Here is an 18,579-nt window from a genome sequence, read left to right as displayed (position 1 = left end):
CGATGCTTCACACCATCACAGCAATGAGCGTGAAACTGGTTCAGCGCTATCTTCCCTCACCGTTCGTATTCGCCATTCTGCTCAGCCTCATCGTGCTCGCCGCCAGCATGCTAGTCACCGGTCAGGGTTTGCCTGCCATGGCTAAGCACTGGGGTACGGGCTTCTGGAACCTGCTGACCTTCGCCATGCAAATGGCCCTGATCCTGGTCACAGGTCATGCCTTGGCCAGCGCGCCCTTGATTCATCGTCTTCTCGCCGGTTTGGCGCGAACCGCCAAGACACCTGGCCGCGCCGTGGTATTGGTCACCCTGATTGCACTGGCCGGCTCCTGGATCAACTGGGGCTTTGGCCTGGTCATCGGTGCCGTGTTCGCACGCGCACTGGCGCGGGAGGTCAAGGGTGTGGATTACCCGCTGCTGGTCGCGGCGGCCTACTCCGGCTTCCTGATCTGGCATGGTGGGCTGTCCGGCTCCATTCCACTGTCCCTCGCCACCGGTGGCGCGGACCTGGAGCGCATGAGTGGCGGCGTCGTGACAGCTGCAATAGGCGTTGGCGATACCCTGTTCACCCCCATGAACCTGACCATCATTTCCCTGCTCGTCATCGGCCTACCCATCCTCAACTGGGCCATGCATCCGAAGCAGCCGAAGGTCGCCGACCCCGCTATGCTGCTCGATCCCGCACACGAGCCATTGCCTCGCAGCACCCTGGCGCAGCGCCTGGACGACAGCCGTATCCTCAACCTGATCATCGTCGCGCTGGGTGTCGTCTACTTCGGTTACTACTTCGCCGAGAACGGCTTCGCGCTGACCCTGAACATCGTCATCGGTCTGTTCCTGTTCATCGGACTGGCATTGCATGGCTCGCCAGAGCGCTACATGCGCGCGGTGCAGGACGGCATCGGCGGGATCAGCGGTATCGTCATCCAGTTCCCCTTCTATGCGGGGATCATGGGCATGATGGTCGGCGCCAACGCTGACGGCCTATCGCTGGGCAAGCAGATCACCGATACCTTCGTCGCCTGGTCCTCGGCCGACACCTTCCCAGTGCTGGCCTTCCTCAGCGCCGGCCTGGTCAACGTCTTCGTGCCATCCGGCGGTGGCCAGTGGGCCGTGCAGGGTCCGATCATGCTACCAGCGGGCCAGGCACTCGGTGTGGCACCCGCCGTCACAGCCATGGCAATCGCCTGGGGCGACGCCTGGACCAACATGATTCAGCCGTTCTGGGCGCTGCCGATCCTCGGCATCGTTGGCCTGGGTGCGCGCGACATCATGGGCTACTGCCTCCTGATGCTGGTCTACTCGGGACTGGTGATTGCTGGCTGCCTGTATTTCTTCGGCTGACACATACGAGCCAATCTTCAGCCTCACGTAGGGTGGATCTCGCCTCATCGATCCACCGAACGGCGCCACGGTGGATGTAAAAAGCGACATCCACCCTACCGGGCGTAGGGTGGATCACGATCCACCGATCCACCGAGCGGCGCCACGGTGGATGTAAAGAGCGAAATCCACCCTACCGGGCGTAGGGTGGATCACGCTTCACCGATCCACCGAGCGGCGCCACGGTGGATGTAAAAGCGACATCCACCCTACGGAGCTGAACCTCTTCGGCTGCTAGTGACCGGCACTTTGAGAACGGACGGCCTTCATGAAAAACCCCGCAAAAGCGGGGTTTTCTTTGAGGCCGAGCTGATCTGGCGAAGCAGCGCGTCAGATCAGGCTACGATCAGATACGGAACTGCCGGACCAACCCACCCAGACGTTCGCCAACATCGGCCAGATTGCGCGCGGTGCGTGCGCCCTGCTGGGTTTCCTCGGCGACATTTTCCACCGCCGTAGCAATCTGGTGCACGCTGCGGTTGATCTCTTCAGCGACCGCGGTCTGCTCCTCGGCGGCGCTGGCGATCTGCGCGTTCATACCGTTGATGGTGGCGATCAGGTGCGCAATGGCATCCAGCGATGCACCAGCCTGGTTGGCCTGCGCGCTGCTGGCGTCACCCGCCTCACTGGAACGGCTCATGGCGGCCACGGCCTGCTTGGTCCCGGTCTGCAGGCGATCGATCATGCCCTGAATTTCTTGGGTGCTCTGCTGGGTCCGGCTGGCCAGCGCGCGAACTTCATCGGCGACCACGGCAAAGCCGCGGCCCGCTTCACCAGCCCGCGCAGCCTCGATGGCGGCGTTCAGCGCCAACAGATTGGTCTGTTCGGCGATCGAGCGGATCACGTCGAGCACGCCGACGATGGCATGCACGTCCTGTTGCAGCGCGTCCAGCGACGTACCGCTGGTGCGGATTTCTTCTACCAGCGAGTGAATCTGACGAATGCTGGAGTCCACCACGGACTTGGCCTGTTGGCCTTCCTGGTCGGTCTGCTGTGCGGCTTCGGCAGCCCCCTGAGCGCTGTGTGCGACTTCCTGGGCGGCGGCGGACATTTCGTTGATCGCCGTGGCGACCTGATCGGTTTCCTGCCGCTGGGTTTCCATCGCGGTTTCGGAACGCTGCGCCTGTGCCGCTACTTCGGCGACCATGCCCGTCAGTTGCCCGGTCATCTCCGCGACCTGGCTGACCATGGTGTGGATCTTGCCCACGAAGCGGTTGAAAGAACTGGCCAGCTGGCCCAGCTCGTCGTTACGGTCTTCCGGCAGGCGGTGCGTCAGGTCGCCTTCACCGGCAGCGATGTCGTCCAGTTGCGCACGAATCACCTGGATCGGCTTGACGATGGAGTTGCTGATGACCACGCCAGCGATGCCCAGCGCCACCAGCATCACGCCGGCGATCCCGAGGATGCTGGTCAGGATCGAATTGACCCGGCTATCGATTTCCTTGCGGACCTCGTCCAGCGCCAGTTCGATACCGTCCAGATTGACTGCCGTGCCCAACGCCATGTCCCACTTGGGCAGGTAGTAGCTATACGCGAGCTTGGGTACCGATACTTTTTCGTTGCCGGGGAGCGGAGAAGAATAGTTCACGAAATAGGTGTTGTTCTTGGCTACCGTCACCAGCTCACGGTTGATGTAAACACCGTTCGAGTCGCGGCGATCGTTCAGATTGGCACCGACATCCACCGGGCTGTCGCCACGGAACAGGCGGACCACGTTGGAGTCGTGACCGAAGAAGTAACCGTCCTTACCGAACTTGATCTTCGACAGAATGGCGATGGCCTGAGCACGGCTGGCCATATCACCCTGCGCCGCAGGCTCGTAGAGGTGAGCGACACTGCTCACACCGATGCGTATGTAATCCTCGAGCCGGGCACGGCTCTCGTCGATCATCCGCTCGCGAGTGCTTTCCAGCTCCTCGTCGGCAAGCGAGTGAAGGATTTTCGCCACCGCGCCACTGAGTACCAGAGCAAACAAGGCAACGGGTATCAGTGCGAGCAACAGCACCTTCAGTTTCAGGGTCATGCGCATAAGAAGCTCTCGATGAATGATCGGTACTCATTCATCGGCTGAGCAGTTAAATACTTCAGCACCCGCATGCAGAAAACCCCCGATCACCCCGGCTTCTGTGATCAAGGTCAATTTGTCGATCAGTATCAGCGTTTGGAGCTGGCGTTCCGACTATGCGTCCGCTGCGGAAGGTATTCGGATGACACGGCCTGAATCGACATTTCCTACATCGCCACGGGAAGGAACGCGACGGCGTGGCCGTGGCAATTTCCGGCCGTTGTCGAGCCATGCGCTAGCTGCGAGTTCACTGCGCTCAAGCGCTTCTTTTTTTCTGTATGTGACGACACGTCACGGCGACACCATCCGTCTTCGCTTGCAGAGGCTTTGGAAGCCCCGTTTCGCTTGATATCAGGGGCGATATCCACTCGTCCGGGTAGAGTCCCAGCCGGATGAGCGGCGCAACTTTTTCTTACAACTCCGTGTCATTGTTAACAGACAGAGCCGAGCATTCCGTGCAGTGAAAAGGACTGGGTCTGCCGCAGCGCCGCCCTAAACGGCCTGCAACCGGGAGAGTTTCAGCGGCGCGCCGTTAGATTGCGGTTTATCGGGCTTCGCGATTCATCCGTACAAAACACCGCTCTATTCCGAAGGGCGGTCGTGGATGTTCAGGGATAAGGAAATGGACGATGCTCTTCAACTCCATGGTTTTCATCGCCGGGTTTCTTCCGGTGGATCTTCTGGGTTTCATTGTTCTAGCAGGTTCCGGTAGGCAGCGTTACGCAGCCATCTGGCTGACGTTAGCGTCGCTTGTTTTCTACGGCTGGTGGAATCCCGCTTACGTGCCGCTGCTGATGGGCAGCATGGTGGCGAACTACTTTATCGGCGGCTACCTGATGCGCCGGCCCTCGCGGACGGGTTTGATTCTTGGCGTCGCCGCCAACGTGGCACTGCTCGGCTACTACAAATACACCGGATTCCTGTTCGGCACGCTCGATGCCACCTTTGGCCTGGGCTGGTCGGTAGGCGACATCATTCTGCCGCTGGCAATTTCCTTCTTTACCTTCCAGCAGATCGCCTACCTGGTAGATGCCCATGACGGTGAGGTGACCGAGCACGACTTCGTCAACTATTGCTTGTTCATCAGCTTTTTTCCGCAGCTGATCGCGGGTCCCATTACCCATCACGGCGAGATGCTCAAGCAGTTCAACGACAGCAGCACCTTCCGCCCGCGACTCGACAACATCTCGCTGGGGCTCACCATATTCCTGCTTGGCCTGTTCAAGAAGGTGATCATCGCCGATCCGTTGGGGGCGAAGACCTCCCCGATCTTCACCGTAGCCAGCGACGGTATCGTGCCGGCCTTCTACGATGCCTGGTTCGGCGCCCTCACCTATACCTTGCAGATCTATTTCGATTTTTCCGGCTACAGCGACATGGCCATCGGCCTGGGACTGTTGTTCGGTCTGCGACTGCCGGTCAATTTCAACAGCCCGTTCAAAGCGCACAACGTCATCGATTACTGGTCGCGCTGGCACATGACCCTCACGCGCTTCCTGACCGCCTATATCTACAACCCCATCGTCATGCGGATCACACGCTCGCGCATGGCCGCCGGCAAACCACTGCCGCGCCGCGGCAAGATGAGCCTGAGCACCTTCGTCGTGCTGGTCGCCTACCCCACCGTGCTGACCATGTTCATCTCGGGCGTCTGGCATGGCGCGGGCTGGCAATTCGTCGTATTCGGCCTGCTGCACGGCTTCTATCTGGTGGTTGCCCACGGCTTCAGGGCGATCAAGGCGCGCAAAGGCCTGCCAATGGACAGCGAGAACGTCCTCTATCACGCCGCGGCCGTGCTGCTGACGTTTCTCTGTGTCGTGGTCGCCATGGTGTTCTTCCGCGCCGACAGCGTTGCGACTGCGATGACGATGCTGTCCGGCATGGCCGGACTGAGCGAGCAGAGCGTCAAGTTCGACAAGTCTGACTACTTCCCCGTGGTGATTCTGCTCGCGTTCGTCTGGCTGATGCCCAACGTGCAGCAGTGGATGTCGCGCTTTCGCGCCGCGCTGGATGCGCAACCTCGCGAGCACTGGCTGTTGCGCTGGTTTCCGATTGCTTTGTGGAGCCCGACGCCGGTGATTGGCTTAGCCGTAGGCGTGCTGGGGTTCTTTGCGCTGGCCGTGGCGTTCTCTGTGGCTCCAACCGAGTTTCTCTACTTCCAGTTCTGATATTCAAAGGAGTGAATGGCTAATGGATCAGCTTCTCTGGCTACCGCAGCATACTGACCTCAGTGCCGCCATCGGCGAGGCCAAGCGCGCTACCGATCCGCTCGCACGGCTCGTCGAAGCCATCCGGCTGGCGGGCTATCGTCGCGACTTCACCCAAACGATTCGCCTGGACCGGCTGGCAAGCGAAGGGCTGCATGCCATAGCCAACAGCGAAACGCCCACAGCGGGATTGCGCTCCCTGCGGATCGCGCTGCTGTCATCACATACGGTGGACCACCTCGTTCCGGCCATCCGGGTCGCCGGCCTGCAGCGGCGCCTGGCGATCTCGGTAAAGGTTGCGCCGTATGGCATGTACCGTCAGGCGTTGCTCACGGAAGACGCTGAACTGGCCCGCTTTGCTCCGCAGTTGATCGTGCTGGCGCTCGATGCCCGCGACGCGCCGCTGCGGCTGCCCCTGGATGCCTCGCAGGAAGAGGTCGAGGCGGCGGTGACCGAGCGTGTCGACGAGTTGCGCCTGCTTTGGCGCCGCGCCCGCGAGCGTTACGCCGCGCAGGTGGTGCAACAAACCATCGTACCCGCCGACCCGCCGCTCTTCGGCTCGTTCGAGGCCCTGGTGCCGGCCTCGCCCGGTGCCGTGATCGAGTGCTTGAATGCAGCCATCCGCGCCGCGGCCCGCAAAGACGGCGTGCTGCTGATGGACCTTGCCTGGGAAGCGGCACGTGGCGGCTATGGTGATGGCTTGGCCGAACCGCTGCGCTGGCACCAGGCCAAGCAACTGGTCAGCCCCAACCTCGCGCCGCTGTATGGCGACCAGTTGGCTCGCATCGCCGCGGCGAGCGTCGGCCTGTCGCGCAAATGCCTGGTGCTGGATCTGGACAACACGCTGTGGGGCGGCGTGATCGGCGACGACGGCGTCGACGGCATCCATCTCGGCCAGGGCTCGCCCAGCGGCGAGGCCTATCTGGCGTTCCAACGCTATGCGGCCCTGCTGGCCCGGCGCGGCATCATCCTTGCGGTGTGCAGCAAGAACGACCTGAGTGTGGCCGAAGCAGCCTTCAACCACTCGGAGATGGCACTCAAGCGCAGCGACATCGCAGCGTTCGTGGCGAACTGGGAAGACAAGGCCGGCAACCTGCGGCGCATCGCCTCGATGCTGGACATCGGCCTGGACAGCCTCGTCTTCGTCGACGACAACCCGGCCGAGCGCGACATCGTGCGGCGTGAGCTGCCGGAGGTCGCGGTGCCCGAGCTGCCGGACGATGTAGCCGACTATCCTGCTCGCGTGGCGGCGGCCGGCTACTTCGAGGCGGTCTCCTTCACCTCGGACGATGCCACCCGCGGGCGCAACTATGCACTGAACGCCGAGCGCAAGGCAGCGATGAGCCAGGCGACCGACATGGAAGGCTACCTGCGCGGGCTGGAAATGGTGCTGACCGCCACCCCGATCGGCACTGCCGAGCTCGCCCGCAGCACTCAGCTAATAAACAAAACCAACCAGTTCAACCTCACCACCCGCCGCTACAGCGAGGCAGAAGTCGAGCGTATCGCCGGCGATCCACGCTCGGTGGCGCTGGCGATCCGGCTGGCCGATAAATTCGGCGACAACGGCTTGATCAGCGTGGTGCTGGCGCGCCCTGATGCCAGTGTTGGGGCGGATGAACTTCTGATCGACAGCTGGCTGATGAGCTGCCGGGTGCTCGGTCGACAGGTCGAAGACGCGGTGCTCGAGGTGCTCGCTCGCGCGGCCGTCGCAGCCGGCTATCGCGCGCTGATCGGCGAGTATCGCCCGACCGAGCGCAACGGAATGGTCGCCGAACACTATCCGCGGCTCGGATTCGCCCAGCATCCAACACCTGCCGATGCGACGAGCGACGCGACCTTCTGGCGCTTCGCACTCGACTCTATCCGCACTTCCCATCATTTCATCGAGGTATCAGCATGACCGAAGCAGAAGTACTCAAGGCGCTCACCCCGGTTTTTCATGACGTATTCGACGACGACAGCATCGTGCTCTCACCGGACATGACCGCCAACGACATCGAGGGCTGGGACAGCCAGACCCACGTCATGCTCACCGTTGCGGCCGAACAGCGCTTCGGCATCAAGTTTCGGACCGCCGAGCTGGAATCGCTGCGCAACGTAGGCCACTTCGCCCAGGTCATCAGCGCCAAACTCGAAGGAAAATAGCCATGGCCCATACCGCTGAATTTCCCAAGGACGGAAGCACCATCGAAAGCGGAAAAGCAAGCACGGCCAGCGCGCCGGGCCAGGTGCGTTCGCGGTATCTACTGTCCTTGTTCGCCGGCTTGTTCGGTGCGTTGGCCCTGTTCTGTCTAACGCTGCTGGTGCTGGACCGAACCGGCAATCTGCCGCCGCCGGCCTTCTCGAACATCTCCTGTGCGGACGAGAAGCTCAGCTTCATGCGCGACAACCCGATTCAGTCACCGAACCTTGTGATAATCGGTTCGTCTGTGGCCTGGCGTCACGTCGACGGTAATGTGCTGGTGCAGACGATGCCGGAACTCCGCCCCATGAACGGCGCGTTCTGCGGTCTTTTCGCCAATCAGTCCACGTACGTGGGCAATTGGTTGCTCGATCGCGAGCCCAGCATCCGCAGCGTCGTAATGATCGCTGACCCACAGGATTTCGCTGGCTGCTGGCGCGTGCCGACTGCCGTGTTCAACCGCGAGCACGTCGATCCCTACGTCTATGAAAAAGCATCTCCCTGGAGCCACTACCTGCGCTATTTCTCACCGAAGTCACTGGTACGCAACGCACTGACGGTGAAGGCCCAACGAGCCGGACAGATCGAGTGGGATCCGCTGGTATTCAACCGGTTCGGCGATGGCCCGCTGGATACCCCCAACACTCGCGAGTTGTTATATGGCCGTCCGGAGCCGCTGGATCGCAGCTGCTTCAAGGCGCTAAGGGACATGGGCACACGCCTGCAGCAGGAAGGTCGACGGCTGATGGTCGTTTCAACCCCGCTGCATCCGGAATGGAAAGAGAAATACGACCCGGACGGCACTTTTCTGGCCGACTTCGACAGGCGCGTCCTGAACTCTATCAGTGCCACCGGTGCTACCTACTGGAACGCCGACAAGGATTGGAAAACACCGGTAACCTCGTTCGTCGATGCTGTTCATTTGCGCTGGTCGGCGGCCCAAGAATTCACCGCCGCGCTCGCCGAGCAGATGCGCAACGCAGCGACCGGCCCGGCACCATCGATGGAAACCGCCCGGGTGCCCTGATAAATCGGCGCGAAAAAAGCCCGGTTGCCGGACCGGCAACCGGGCTTCATGAGAACCGCTTCAGCGCGAAGCGGGTAGCACCCGACCGCGGCATTCGCCGAACCCGATTGCGCCATACCCCTCGCGCTGGCAGCGCGCCCTGAAGATGATCTCATCGCCGTCTTCGAGGAAGGTACGGGTTTCGCCGCTCGCCAGTTCCAGCGACTGTTTGCCGCCCTGGGTGATCTCCAGCAGGCTCCCGCAGCTATCGGTGGTCTCACCGGACAACGTGCCGGAGCCGAACAGATCGCCCGGCTGCAGGCTGCAGCCATTGACGCTGTGGTGGGCGATCATCTGAGCCACGGTCCAATACATGTTGCGCGTGCTACTGAGGGTGATGCGCTGCGCCGGCAGATCCTTGTCGCGCATGGCCTGGGTCTGCAGCAGCACCTCCAGCTCGATGTCCAGAGCGCCCTGCCGCTGATCCTTTTCGTCATACAGATACGGCAGCGGCTGAGGATCGCCTTCGGGACGCGCCGGCTGCGCGCAGCGGAACGGTTCCAGGGCCTCGGGCGTTACCACCCAGGGCGAGACGCTGGTGGCGAAACTCTTGGACAGGAACGGCCCCAACGGTTGATATTCCCAGGCCTGCAGATCGCGCGCCGACCAGTCGTTGAGCAAACAGAAACCTGCCACGTGAGCGCCCGCTTCGCTGATCGAAATCGCCTCGCCTCGGGCATTGCCTTCCCCGATCCAGATTCCCAATTCCAGCTCGTGATCCAGGCGCTTGCTGGGGCCGAAATTCGGCTCGCTGGCGCCAGGCGGCAGCGTCTGGCCATTGGGCCGCTTGACCGTGGCGCCGGACACATCGATGGTCGATGCACGACCGTGATAACCGATGGGTACGTATTTGTAGTTCGGCAACAAGGGATTATCCGGGCGGAACAACTTGCCGACGTTGTTGGCGTGATGGATGCCCACATAGAAGTCGGTGTAGTCGCCCACCTTGGCCGGGAGATGCATCTGACATTGGCTCATCGGCTGCAGCAGGGTTTCGCCCATGGCGCGCAGACGATCACGGTGCTCGCAGGTCTCGGCGAGCAAGCCTTGCAGCGCCTCGCGCAACGCTTTGCGAGCCGACGCCCCCAGCGCGAAGAAGGTGTTGAGGCTGCTGGCGCTGGCGGCCTTCGCCGCTTCGGCGGCGCGCCCTTCGAACAGGCCTGCATCGCAAGCTGCGGCAAGGTCGAGAATGCAGTCGCCGATCGCAACGCCGCCGCGCGGTAGCCCGCCGTTCCGGCTGAAGACCCCCAGCGGCAGGTTGGCGAGGGAAAAGTCCGAATGGCCATTAGCCGATTCGACCCAACTGCGTAGTCCCTTTTCCGCGGTTATGTTTTGTTCGGTCATGGTCTGTGCAGTCCTGTTATTTCTGTTTCTTGTCGAAAGTCTTGGCCAGGCCAGCCCAGCAGCTGTCGTAATCGTCCTGCAGTTGCGGGCTTTCCAACGCCTGGCGCGTGGGGCGAAGCACCTGGCCGGTTTCGAACATGAAGGCCATGGTGTTCTCGATCTTGTGCGGTTTGAGTTCGGCGTTGATCGCCTGTTCAGTCGACACGTGATCCGGGCCGTGGGCGCTCATGCAGTTGTGCAGCGAAGCACCACCGGGCGAGAAACCGTCGGCCTTGGCATCGTAGGCGCCATCGATCAGGCCCATGAATTCGTTCATCAGGTTGCGGTGGAACCACGGCGGTCGAAAGGTGTTTTCCGCCACCATCCAGCGTGGCGGGAAGATCACGAAGTCGATGTTGGCCATGCCGTGGATGGCGCTGGGCGAGGTCAGTACGGTGAAGATCGAGGGATCCGGGTGGTCGAAGCTGACAGTGCCGATCGTGTTGAACCGGCGCAGATCGTACTTGTAGGGCACGTTGTTGCCATGCCAGGCGACCACGTCCAGCGGCGAGTGCCCGAGCTCGGTGGCCCAGAGTTCGCCGAGGAATTTCTGCACCAGCTGAACGGGTTCGTCGCGCTCTTCGAATTGCGCAACGGGCGCCAGGAAGTCACGCGGATTGGCCAGGCCGTTGCTGCCGATCGGCCCCAGATCCGGCAGACGCAAGGCACAGCCATGGTTCTCGCACACGTAGCCGCGGGCAGTCGTGTCCAGCAACTCGACGCGAAAGCGCATGCCGCGCGGGACTACCGCGATCTCAAGCGGGCCCACCTCGAGCACGCCCAGTTCGGTGACCAGCTTCAGCGCACCTTGCTGCGGCACCAGCAACAGTTCGCCATCAGCATTGAAGAAGACTCGCTCCATCGACACGTTCGCCGCGTAACGATAGATGCTCGCTCCCGCCGGCTGGTCGGGCTCGAAATTGGCCGCCACACACATCAGACCATCGAGGAAATCCGTCGCGGTCTCAGGGAATGGCTCGGGGTTCCAGCGCAGCCGATTGGGTGTGACCGGTCCCAGCTCGCTGCCGAGCTGACGATCCAGACGCTGATACTGGCCATGGTTGGCCGAAGGACGGATTCGATACAGCCAGGCCCGACGCGCTTCGCTGCGGGGCACGGTGAAGGCCGTGCCGGAGAGCAACTCGGTGTAGAGGCCGTACGGCACCTTCTGCGGGGAGTTCTGGCCGACCGGCAGCGCGCCCGGCAAGGCCTCGCTACTGAATTCATTGCCGAAGCCGGACAGATATCGAGCAGTTTCACCAGATTGTTGTTGTCGTTGCATAGCTGTATCTCTTTAGCGTAATGCGTTTACGCAAAAAGTAATTTGAACTCACCGAGGCGTCAAGCTATAAACAGCGCCTTCAGAAAAGTGGCCGCAGACACAGGACAGCTGAACTCATGGCAGACAGCAACGCGGATACGGCGCCTCGCCGACAGAAAGTACAGGCCGCCGAGGTGGGCACGGACATCCTCACTGCATTGGCCGAACTGGCTCCTGCCACGTCACTGTCGCGCCTGGCCGAACACGTCGGCATGCCCGCCAGCAAGGTCCATCGTTATCTGCAGGCGCTGATGGCCAGCGGCTTCGCCGAGCAGGATCCGCTGACCAATCACTACGGCTTGGGCCGCGCTGCCTTGTTCGTCGGGCTGGCCGCGCTGGGCCGGCTGGACGTGGTCAAACTGGCCACGCCGCATCTGGCGCAACTGCGCGACGAGCTCAACGAAACCTGCTTTCTCGCCGTCTGGGGCAACCGCGGGCCGGCCGTCGTGCATGTCGAGCAGGCGGTCCGGGCCGTCACGCTGGTGACGCAGGTGGGCTCGGTGCTGCCGCTGCTGGGTTCGTCCACCGGTTTGGTGTTCAACGCCTTCATGCCGAATGCGGAAACGGCCGAGTTGCGCGAGGAAGAAATGAAGCTCCCGTCCGCCCCTTCCTCCACCGCCCTGTTCGCCACCATGAGCGAACTGCAACGCACCCACATCCAACCCGTGCACGGCCTGCTGATGGCAGGCGTCAACGCACTGTCCGCGCCGCTGTTCAGCGGCAATCAGCGGTTGGCGGGCGTCATCACGATAGTCGGCGCCGAGCCAGGCTTCATGGCAGAGGTGGATGGCGAAGCGGCGCAGCGCTTGCTGGGCGCGGCTAGGAAAATCAGTGCCCGGATGGGAGCGGGTTCGTTCACTCCATCGGCGGATGAATGAACCGCGGGAACGAACCACCGGATACCAGGCACCAGGGCACGTCGCAGAAACATAGGGCGTGGAGCTTGGCGGCAGCTTCCCACCAAAGCAGATGACGGGGCGAGCAGTGAAGCGACATCTGCACCACACCTTGCTCGCCACCACCCATAGCCCGCACCGCCCTGGCACCTATAGCGTAACCACGACCTTGCCAAACTGCTCGTTCGATTCAACGAAGCGATGCGCTTCAGCTATCTGCTCGAAGGGAAGCACCTTCGCGATCACCGGACGCAGCACACCTGACTCCAGACCGTTGAGAATAAAGGTCTTGGCCGCCTGGAGACGTGCGCGGTCAGTGGTGATCTCGTGCACGAGGTAACCACGCAGAGTGAGCGACTTGCTGAGCACCGTGAATAGCGGGAACGGCGTTGGCTCCGGGCTGAGCCCACCGTATTCGAGGAGAATACCGCCTTGCGCCATCGCTTCGGTCAACGGCTCGAACAGCGGGCCGCCAATAGGGTCCAGCACTACCCGTGCACCCCTTGGGCCTGTGATTTCCTTGAGACGGACAGCAAGATCCTCCTCTGCCATCGCAATCACATGGCGGGCACCGGCCGCACTCAAAGCGGATCGTTTGGCTGATGTGCGAGTGACGGCGATTGGCGTTGCGCCCACCAGATTGGCGATCTGGATAGCCGCCAGGCCGACGCTGCTGGAGGCTGCCGTCACCACCACGAAGTCATCCTTGCCGAGCTCGGCGATGTCCACCAGCGCGCCGTAAGCGGTGAGGTACTGCATCCAGATCGCCGCAGCCTCCTCCCAGGCAAGAACAGGCGGATGCTTGACGATCAGTTCGGCAGGAAACAGCGCCAGCTCGCCATATGCGGGCCAACGGACCATGGACTGCGGCGGCACTACACTGACCGCGTCCCCTGGCTCCAGCCCTTCCACCTCTTCACCCACACTCTCGACGATGCCCGCCGCCTCCAGTCCAAGCCCCGAGGGGAAGATGGCTTGCTCGATATAACGCCCCTCGCGCAACAGCGTTTCCGCCCGATTGATTCCCAACGCCTTCACGCGTATCCGGACTTCTCCCCGTCCCGGCTTCGGTATATCCACCTGCTCGATGCATAGGACTTCGGGGCCGCCATGTTCGTGAAACCGCACTGCTCGCGTCATTTCCTGCCTCCAAAATAGAAACCAAATGGATGCAATCAACTATCCCAAGCCCGGAGATGCGTGATAAATGACGGATAAGATAAAACACTCGAAACCAGGAGTTTCCAATGGACCGGCTCACCAGCATGGCGGTATTCGTCAGGGTCGTCGAACTCGGGTCTTTCGCTGCCGCAGGCAACGCTCTGGACCTTTCCGGGCCTATGGTGGGCAAGCACATTCGCGCGCTCGAAGAGCGCCTCGGCGTGCGGCTGATTTCCCGGACCACGCGGCGTCAAAGCCTGACGGGTATCGGCAATGCCTACTACGAACGCTGTCGGGCGATCCTCGCGGAAGTGGAACTGTCCGAGGCGCTCGCCGCTGACCATATGGCCGAGCCAAGGGGGAAGCTGAGAGTCACGGTGCCTGTACACTTCGGTAGACACTGCGTCGCGCCGGTTCTGCTGGAACTGGCCCGGCAATACCCCGCCCTCGAACTCGATATCTCTTTCAACGATCGGCTCTCGGACCTGGCCGAAGACGGCTTCGACCTTGCGATCCGCACCGGCGTCCCGGCGGATGACACCAACCTGGTGGCGCGACGCGTTGCAAGGCAAACCATGGTGGTCTGCGCCGCCCCCGGCTATCTCCTCGAACATGGCCAGCCACAGCGGATCGAGGACCTAAGCGAGCATCAAGCCATCGCCTATCGACGCTCAGGCCCGGTGGCGCCCTGGCTATTTCCCCACGATGGTCAAGCACCTCTGGAAATTCTGCCCCGTTACCGCCTATGCCTGGACGACCTCGACGCGATAGCTGACGCAGCAACCACTGGCATCGGCCTGGCCTGGCTTCCCTACTGGCTGGTACATGAACGCATCCTTGCCAACACACTGGTGCAGGTGTTTCCCCAGCAGCCAGGCCATCTCTACGATGTGTACGCGCTCTGGCTGCAAACCCCACGGCTACCGTTGAGAGTGCGTCTCGCCGTCGATGCATTGGCCGCACAGCTGCCAGGCAGTGCCCCACTCATCCGCGACGTCGAATGAATCTGCAGACACATCGGTCGGTCCGTCATGCCTCGGGCAAAACAGACGGAACAAGACCGCTACGAGCACCTGCTAATCTGCCAGTCATTTCATCAGTCGCACGGCTCGGATGGGTTCTGCGCTGAACGATCGTATTCGAGATGACACGTCAGGGAGGTTGCGGACATGAATGCAAAGCAGCGAGAGGCGCTAATTGGCACGCTGAAGGTTCGCTTCGAGGCGAACATGTGCCGGCATGAAGGTATTGAATGGCCTCAGGTGTGTACCAGGCTGGAGGCTTCGCCGGAAAAACTGCAAGCGCTGCAGAACATGGAGAGCACTGGCGGCGAGCCAGACGTGATAGCTCGCGATACGGACACGGGCGAGATCATCTTCGTCGACTGTTCTGCCGAAAGTCCCGCTGGCCGTAGAAGCCTCTGTTATGACCGGGCGGCCCTGGACTCAAGAAAGGAGAACAAGCCGGCCAACTGTGCTACCGAGATGGCTGCCGACCTGGGCATCGAGATTCTGACGGAAGCCCAGTATCGGGACCTGCAGAAACTAGGCTGCTTCGATGCCAAGACCTCCAGCTGGGTGCAAACACCCTCTGCCATCAGAAAGCTTGGGGGTGCGCTCTTTTGTGACCGTCGCTATGACTGTGTTTTCGTTTATCACAACGGCGCGCAATCTTATTACGCCGCGAGGGGGTTCCGCGGCACGTTGGTGGTCTGAGCAGGCGGCCAGCTTGGATGTTTGGTGTGTGGATTTAGGGGAGCGGACTCGTCTGATAAGCCCAGCTGTCACCATGTTATATTCACCAAACGTGAAACAAATAGGTGGAACATGGCGCCGTGAACACACTTCGTGATCAATTGCCATTACCGGAAGACCTGCGGGTTTTCCTCACGGTAATTCGCAAACAGAGCTTTGCCGGGGCTGCGGATGAGCTTGGGGTATCCCCCGCCTATATCAGCAAGCGCGTCCAAATTCTGGAAAGCGCACTGAAAGCGCGGCTGCTGCACCGCACCACTCGCCGTATCGCTTTGACTGAGGATGGCGAACGCGCTCAACGCTGGGCCGTGCGCATCCTGGGTGATTTGGACGACCTGTTCGACGAACTCTCGCAAGCACGGCAGACCCCGAGGGGATTGCTGCACATCAGCAGCTCGTTCGGATTCGGCCGTAACCACGTCGCGCCAGCCATTTCCTTATTGGCGGAGAGCTATCCTGAATTGGAGATCCGCCTGGAGGTGTTCGACCGCGTCGTTGACCTGGTCGGCGAAGGGTTCGACCTTGAGATTCGCGTCGGCGACGACCTGCCGGGGCAGCACATCAGCAAACGCCTGGTGACCAACAAACGGATTCTCTGCGCCACACCCGAATACCTCGCTCGGCGCGGCACGCCGCAAAGCCTCGACGACCTCCAACGCCACGATTGTCTGGTATTGAAAGAGCGTAACAACGCATTTGGCGTCTGGGCGCTGGATCGTGCCGGCAAGCAGCATAGCGTTCGCATCAGCGGCCCGCTGTCCTCGAACAACGGAGAAATCGTGCTGCAATGGGCGCTGCACGGTAGAGGGATTTTGCTGCGCTCGTTATGGGACGTGAGGCCGCTGCTGGAAACTGGCGAGTTGGTACAGGTGCTACCGGACTACAGCCAGAGCGCGAACGTCTGGGCAGTCTACCCGACGCGCCTGTCCAACTCGGCCAAGCTAAGGGTCTGTGTGGAATTTTTAGAAGAACACTTCCGCGCGATTTCACTGTAATCCGCACAGTACTGTGCGACGCGCCGACGCGAATGACGTCTCACAGGCCCCGCTGGGGCTGGTTCGCCCTGGGCCAAGCCGGGCCGAAGCCAGGGCCGGCCCAGGGCATAAATCAGGCAAGCCAGGGGTTGGCCTGCAGGTGCCGGATCTCGAACGCCGTGATCTGATCGGTGCGCTGCAAGGTGCTGCCAATGGCGTCCAGCCCGAGCAAGAGGGCTTCTTTGCGCAACGCGTCGATGGCGAACTCGATCGACCGTCCTTCCTGAAGTACTATCTTCTGTTCGCCGAGGTCGATGCGAATCGTCGCGAACTCAGGCCGGGCGACCAGTTGCCCGACCTCACGCAGTTCCGCATCGCTCAGCTGGATCAGCAACAGGCCATTGCGCTGACAGTTATCGAAGAAGATCCCAGCGAAGCTGGTTCCGATCAATGCGCGGATGCCGAGCTGCTTGAGCCCCCAGACCGCATGTTCGCGGCTCGAGCCACAACCGAAATTGGGCCCGACGACCAGAAAACTGACCTCGTTCCAGGGCCGCTGATTGAGCACGAAGTCCGGGTTCGGCTCACCGTTCGGCAGCCAGCGCAGATCGAAGAACACGCCGCGATCGAGACCGTTGCGGTCAATACCCTTGAGGAACTGCTTGGGCATGATCACATCGGTGTCGACATTGGCCGCCAACATGGGGGCAGCCGTGCCGCTAATGGTAACGAAGGGTTCCATCTCAAGCCTCCTCGGACAACGAACGAACATCGGTCAAACGGCCCGACACCGCAGCGGCAGCGACCATCGCAGGGCTCATCAAATGCGTACGCGCTCCTGCCCCCTGACGGCCCTCGAAGTTCCGGTTGGTACTGGACGCACAGCGATCACCGGGAGACAGCACATCGTCATTCATCGCCAGGCACATCGAGCAACCTGACTGGCGCCATTCGAAACCCGCATCAAGAAAGATTTTGGCAAGCCCTTCGGCTTCGGCTTGGGCACGTACCTGGGTGGAGCCAGGAACGACCATGGCCCGTACGTGAGCCGCCACTTTGCGGCCACGCACGACACGCGCCGCATCGCGAAGATCCTCGATCCGCGCGTTGGTACAAGAACCGATGAAGGCGTGGCTGATCTCGATATCCGACAAGCACTCTCCCGGTTCGAGGCCCATGTAACGCAGGGCGCGCTGAGTATCCTGACGGCGGACGGCATCGGGCTCATTCAGCGGGTCCGGAACCCGGTCACTGATTGCAGCCGCCTGATCGGGACTTGTACCCCAGGTGACCATGGGCTCCAGCGTGCCGACATCCAGATCGATGTCGGCGTCGAATTCAGCGCCCGGGTCGCTGTATAGCTCACGCCAGCGCGCCACGGCCTGTTCCCAGAGCGCGCCTTCTGGTGCACGGGGTTTGTCCGCGAGATAGGCGTAGACCTTTTCGTCCGGCGCCATGAAGGCGCCACGCGCACCCGCTTCGACCGCCATGTTGCAGATCGTCATCCGAGCTTCGACACTCAAGGCTTCGATCGTGGGTCCGGCAAATTCGATCGCGTATCCGGTCGCGCCAGACGCACCGATGCGGCGGATCAGCGCCATGATGATGTCCTTGGACGTCAGGCCGTTACCGAGCTCGCCCCGCACGTGCACGCGCATGGTTTTCAGGCGCTTGTAGACCAGCGTCTGGGTTGCCAGCAGGTGTTCGATTTCGGACGTGCCGATGCCAAAGCCAAATGCACCCAGCGCGCCATAGGTGGTGGTGTGGCTGTCCCCTGCTGCGACCACCATGCCGGGCAGAATGAAGCCCTGTTCAGGGGCGACGACGTGTTCGATGCCCTGTCGCTTGTCCAGCACATCGAACAGCTCGATACCGAAGTCGCGACAGTTCTCCCCGAAGGAGGAAACCTGCCGCGCACCGCCTGGATCGGGCATCGTGGCGATACGGTCCGGGCTCGTTGGGTTGACATGATCGACGACTGCCAACGTGGCTGCCGGGCGCCAAACCTTGCGGTTGGCATGCCGCAGGCCGCTGAAGGCCTGAGGGCTGGTGTATTCGTTGGCGACTTGGCGGTCGATGTAGAGCAATACATGGCCTTGGTCGTCGAGGTTGCAGACCGTATGGGAATCGATGTGCTTTTCGTAAAGAGTCCTGGGGCGATTCATGGCTGTTCTCGCTTGAGCTT

The 18,579-nt window shown here is 61.7% G+C and carries 15 protein-coding genes; 9 read left to right on the top strand and 6 right to left on the bottom strand.

What is annotated here, in order from left to right:
- Positions 1-2: 2 nt before the first annotated feature.
- Entirely contained in the window at positions 3-1,343 is a 1,341-nt protein-coding gene (locus tag UF78_RS09245; RefSeq protein ID WP_045161867.1) for a short-chain fatty acid transporter, read from the top strand.
- 385 nt (positions 1,344-1,728) lie between these two features.
- Here the strand turns inward: UF78_RS09245 and UF78_RS09240 are convergent, their stop codons facing one another.
- Positions 1,729-3,411 carry a methyl-accepting chemotaxis protein gene (locus UF78_RS09240; RefSeq protein ID WP_045161866.1) on the bottom strand — a complete coding sequence of 561 codons (1,683 nt, stop codon included), beginning with the start codon at positions 3,409-3,411 and terminating at the stop codon, positions 1,729-1,731.
- 665 nt (positions 3,412-4,076) lie between these two features.
- On the opposite strand from UF78_RS09240, the gene UF78_RS09235 reads away from it, so the two are divergent.
- Genes UF78_RS09235 through UF78_RS09220 form a run of 4 tightly spaced genes read left to right on the top strand, consistent with a single transcriptional unit; the run spans position 4,077 to position 8,866 of the window.
- Positions 4,077-5,615 carry an MBOAT family O-acyltransferase gene (locus UF78_RS09235; RefSeq protein WP_045161865.1) on the top strand — a complete coding sequence of 513 codons (1,539 nt, stop codon included), beginning with the start codon at positions 4,077-4,079 and terminating at the stop codon, positions 5,613-5,615.
- A gap of 22 nt (positions 5,616-5,637) precedes the next feature.
- Positions 5,638-7,557 carry an HAD-IIIC family phosphatase gene (locus tag UF78_RS09230; protein WP_045161864.1) on the top strand — a complete coding sequence of 640 codons (1,920 nt, stop codon included), beginning with the start codon at positions 5,638-5,640 and terminating at the stop codon, positions 7,555-7,557.
- Positions 7,554-7,802 carry an acyl carrier protein gene (locus UF78_RS09225; RefSeq protein WP_045161863.1) on the top strand — a complete coding sequence of 83 codons (249 nt, stop codon included), beginning with the start codon at positions 7,554-7,556 and terminating at the stop codon, positions 7,800-7,802. The genes UF78_RS09230 and UF78_RS09225 overlap by 4 nt, the downstream gene beginning before the upstream one ends.
- Before the next feature lie 2 nt (positions 7,803-7,804).
- The gene (locus tag UF78_RS09220) at positions 7,805-8,866 is read left to right on the top strand and encodes a hypothetical protein (protein ID WP_045161862.1); all 1,062 of its coding nucleotides are present in this window, start codon (positions 7,805-7,807) and stop codon (positions 8,864-8,866) included.
- Positions 8,867-8,926: 60 nt separating this feature from the next.
- Here the strand turns inward: UF78_RS09220 and fahA are convergent, their stop codons facing one another.
- On the bottom strand, positions 8,927-10,249 hold the full coding sequence (gene fahA / locus UF78_RS09215; RefSeq protein ID WP_196298651.1) for a fumarylacetoacetase: 1,323 nt from the start codon (positions 10,247-10,249) through the stop codon (positions 8,927-8,929).
- Between the two features lie 16 nt (positions 10,250-10,265).
- Positions 10,266-11,570, bottom strand: coding sequence for a homogentisate 1,2-dioxygenase (gene hmgA / locus UF78_RS09210; protein WP_045161861.1), 1,305 nt, complete (start codon positions 11,568-11,570; stop codon positions 10,266-10,268).
- 116 nt (positions 11,571-11,686) lie between these two features.
- Between hmgA and UF78_RS09205 the strand changes: the two genes are divergently transcribed.
- Complete coding sequence (locus UF78_RS09205; protein ID WP_045161860.1) at positions 11,687-12,487, top strand: IclR family transcriptional regulator; 801 nt, start codon at positions 11,687-11,689, stop codon at positions 12,485-12,487.
- A gap of 168 nt (positions 12,488-12,655) precedes the next feature.
- Here UF78_RS09205 and UF78_RS09200 read toward each other — a convergent pair whose 3' ends face one another.
- Positions 12,656-13,645 (bottom strand): zinc-dependent alcohol dehydrogenase family protein, encoded by a 990-nt coding sequence (locus UF78_RS09200; RefSeq protein ID WP_045161859.1) that lies wholly within the window; start codon positions 13,643-13,645, stop codon positions 12,656-12,658.
- Between the two features lie 107 nt (positions 13,646-13,752).
- On the opposite strand from UF78_RS09200, the gene UF78_RS09195 reads away from it, so the two are divergent.
- The 3 genes from UF78_RS09195 (at position 13,753) to ttdR (ending at position 16,415) form a co-directional block, all read left to right on the top strand.
- On the top strand, positions 13,753-14,670 hold the full coding sequence (locus UF78_RS09195) for a LysR family transcriptional regulator (RefSeq protein ID WP_045161858.1): 918 nt from the start codon (positions 13,753-13,755) through the stop codon (positions 14,668-14,670).
- Positions 14,671-14,835: 165 nt separating this feature from the next.
- Positions 14,836-15,381 carry a DUF4256 domain-containing protein gene (locus UF78_RS09190; RefSeq protein ID WP_045161857.1) on the top strand — a complete coding sequence of 182 codons (546 nt, stop codon included), beginning with the start codon at positions 14,836-14,838 and terminating at the stop codon, positions 15,379-15,381.
- Between the two features lie 119 nt (positions 15,382-15,500).
- Complete coding sequence (ttdR, locus tag UF78_RS09185) at positions 15,501-16,415, top strand: L-tartrate utilization transcriptional activator TtdR (protein ID WP_045162060.1); 915 nt, start codon at positions 15,501-15,503, stop codon at positions 16,413-16,415.
- A 112-nt stretch (positions 16,416-16,527) separates the two neighbouring features.
- On the opposite strand, the gene leuD is transcribed toward ttdR, so the two are convergent.
- Both leuD and leuC read right to left on the bottom strand, forming a co-directional pair.
- Positions 16,528-17,136, bottom strand: coding sequence for a 3-isopropylmalate dehydratase small subunit (gene leuD / locus UF78_RS09180; protein ID WP_045161855.1), 609 nt, complete (start codon positions 17,134-17,136; stop codon positions 16,528-16,530).
- A gap of 1 nt (position 17,137) precedes the next feature.
- Positions 17,138-18,559 carry a 3-isopropylmalate dehydratase large subunit gene (gene leuC / locus UF78_RS09175; RefSeq protein ID WP_045161854.1) on the bottom strand — a complete coding sequence of 474 codons (1,422 nt, stop codon included), beginning with the start codon at positions 18,557-18,559 and terminating at the stop codon, positions 17,138-17,140.
- Positions 18,560-18,579: the final 20 nt, after the last annotated feature.

The sequence above is a fragment of the Stutzerimonas stutzeri genome (genome assembly GCF_000952685.1).
Lineage (GTDB): Bacteria > Pseudomonadota > Gammaproteobacteria > Pseudomonadales > Pseudomonadaceae > Stutzerimonas > Stutzerimonas stutzeri_E.
Note: the sequence above shows the minus strand (reverse complement) of the source record. Positions and strands in the feature narration are given on the sequence as shown.

Bases quoted from the DNA above. Each gene is read 5' to 3' on its own strand.
- UF78_RS09245 (WP_045161867.1), top strand. From the start codon at position 3: ATGCTTCACACCATCACAGCAATGAGCGTGAAACTGGTTCAGCGCTAT.
- UF78_RS09240 (WP_045161866.1), bottom strand. From the start codon at position 3,411: ATGCGCATGACCCTGAAACTGAAGGTGCTGTTGCTCGCACTGATACCC.
- UF78_RS09235 (WP_045161865.1), top strand. From the start codon at position 4,077: ATGCTCTTCAACTCCATGGTTTTCATCGCCGGGTTTCTTCCGGTGGAT.
- UF78_RS09230 (WP_045161864.1), top strand. From the start codon at position 5,638: ATGGATCAGCTTCTCTGGCTACCGCAGCATACTGACCTCAGTGCCGCC.
- UF78_RS09225 (WP_045161863.1), top strand. From the start codon at position 7,554: ATGACCGAAGCAGAAGTACTCAAGGCGCTCACCCCGGTTTTTCATGAC.
- UF78_RS09220 (WP_045161862.1), top strand. From the start codon at position 7,805: ATGGCCCATACCGCTGAATTTCCCAAGGACGGAAGCACCATCGAAAGC.
- fahA (WP_196298651.1), bottom strand. From the start codon at position 10,249: ATGACCGAACAAAACATAACCGCGGAAAAGGGACTACGCAGTTGGGTC.
- hmgA (WP_045161861.1), bottom strand. From the start codon at position 11,570: ATGCAACGACAACAACAATCTGGTGAAACTGCTCGATATCTGTCCGGC.
- UF78_RS09205 (WP_045161860.1), top strand. From the start codon at position 11,687: ATGGCAGACAGCAACGCGGATACGGCGCCTCGCCGACAGAAAGTACAG.
- UF78_RS09200 (WP_045161859.1), bottom strand. From the start codon at position 13,645: ATGACGCGAGCAGTGCGGTTTCACGAACATGGCGGCCCCGAAGTCCTA.
- UF78_RS09195 (WP_045161858.1), top strand. From the start codon at position 13,753: ATGGACCGGCTCACCAGCATGGCGGTATTCGTCAGGGTCGTCGAACTC.
- UF78_RS09190 (WP_045161857.1), top strand. From the start codon at position 14,836: ATGAATGCAAAGCAGCGAGAGGCGCTAATTGGCACGCTGAAGGTTCGC.
- leuD (WP_045161855.1), bottom strand. From the start codon at position 17,136: ATGGAACCCTTCGTTACCATTAGCGGCACGGCTGCCCCCATGTTGGCG.
- leuC (WP_045161854.1), bottom strand. From the start codon at position 18,559: ATGAATCGCCCCAGGACTCTTTACGAAAAGCACATCGATTCCCATACG.